Source organism: Actinotalea sp. C106 (assembly GCF_023630195.1).
Lineage (GTDB): Bacteria > Actinomycetota > Actinomycetes > Actinomycetales > Cellulomonadaceae > Actinotalea.
Genome location: NZ_JALPKN010000441.1, coordinates 1 through 1,758 on the forward strand (window position 1 = coordinate 1; position 1,758 = coordinate 1,758).

Here is a 1,758-nt window from a genome sequence, read left to right on the forward strand (position 1 = left end):
GTCAGCCCCGAGACCCGCCGCACGGGAGGCCTGGGCCAGCTCGTGGGCGGCCTCGCGCAGGGGACCTCCGCTCGGACCGGTGAGGCTCGCGCGCTCGAGGTCGAGGGCCTCGATCCGGGTCGTGAACCTCGCGGCCTCGTCCGCGAGCAGCCGGGCCACCCGGGTGTCGAGGTCCTCGTGGGCCGTCCGGGTGAGACGTCGCACGGCGTCGTCGCCGAAGACCGCCTCGAGCAGCCGCTGGGCGAGCACCGCGGCGCCGCCTGCGACCCCGACCTCGGCGGCGGTGAGGCCGCCGGTCGAGGCGAAGATCGCGACCATCAGCGCCGCGCCGAGGCCGTTGACGCCGAACGACAGCGCGCGTGCCGTCACGCGCCGGTCGGCCCCCTCGGAGGAGACGAGCTCCAGGACTGCTCCCTGCCAGGCGCGGACCTCGGCGGAGGCGCGGTCGCGCAGGTCGCTCGAGGCGCGGCTCAGGCTCGGGTCGTCGAGCAGACGCGTCCCGGCGGGGTCCGCTCGCCAGGCCGCGTGCACCTGCTCGGCAGCCTCCTCGGCGACGTCGACCACGAGGTCGACCACGCCGCTGCCGATGGCCTGGGCGACGGGCTCGGGGGTGGGCCGGCCCCGCATGAAGGCCGTGGCGCGGTCCCGCCACGAGCTGACCCGCGTCTCGAGGGCCCGCAGGAGCTCGCCCGTGCCGACGAACTCCTGCCAGCGGGCCAGCACCTCGCCGCGCAGCATGGTGCCGTCCGAGGTCGCCTCGTGGACCTGGGCGTGGGCCCGCGCGTAGGTGCCGGTGGCCGTCTGACCGAGGTGGCTCGCGTGGGCCGCCTGGTGGTCGGCGGGTGGAGCGGGCCCCGGCAGCGCGGCGACGACCTCGGCCACCGGCCCGCTCACGGTGCGACGCAGCACCTCCTCACGGGCCTCGGCGTCCCCGGCGATCTCACGGAGCCAGCGGTCCAGGTCGGCGACGGCCGTCGGCGGGAGCAGGCCGTCGGCGAGGGTCTGCTCGTCGACCGCGGCGAGGTGGGCGCTGAGCAGGCCTCGCTCGTCGAGCATCCGAGCGAGGTCGGCCACGACCGCCTGGTGCGCCCCGGGCTCGATGCGGTTGAGCACCACGGTCACGGCGGCTCGGCGCCGGGCGGCGGCGGCCAGCAGGTCCCAGGGCACGGCGTCGGCGTAGCGGGCGGCCGTCGTGACGAAGACCCAGAGGTCGGCCGCACCGAGGAGCTCCTCACCGAGCCGACGGTTCGCCTCGACCACGGAGTCGATGTCAGGGGCGTCGAGGACGGCCAGTCCCCGCGGGATGCCGGGGTCCCCCACGAGGCGCAGCGCGTGACCGTGGGCCTCGGCCCCCGTGACGCGGGGCAGGCCCGGCAGGATCCGGTCGCTGGCGAACCAGGCAGCATCGGTCGGGTGGTGCACGAGCACGGGCGACCGGGTGGTGGGCCGCAGTACTCCCGCGGGGGTCACGGGGGTGCCGACGAGGCTGTTGACGAGCGTGGACTTGCCGGCCCCGGTCGAGCCGCCCACGACAGCGAGCAACGGGGCGCCGGCCTGCCGGACCCGGGGCAGCAGGTAGTCGTCGAGATGGTCGGTGAGCCGGGCGCCCTCACGCCGCGCGAGGTCGGCCCCGGTCAGCTCGAGGGGCAGCCGGAGGTCCCCGAGGGCGGTGCGCACGCCGGTGAGGGCCGTGACCAGGCGGTGGGCCTGCTCGGGGCTCGCGACCATGCCGCCTCCTCAAGTCGGAGGCCAAAGCGG

1 protein-coding gene is annotated in these 1,758 nt (G+C 76.7%); it reads right to left on the reverse strand.

Features of this window, described 5'->3' with window-relative positions; genetic code table 11:
- On the reverse strand, positions 1–1,728 hold a 1,728-nt coding region (locus L0B03_RS17365; protein WP_250448204.1), incomplete at its 3' end, for a dynamin family protein.
- Positions 1,729–1,758: the final 30 nt, after the last annotated feature.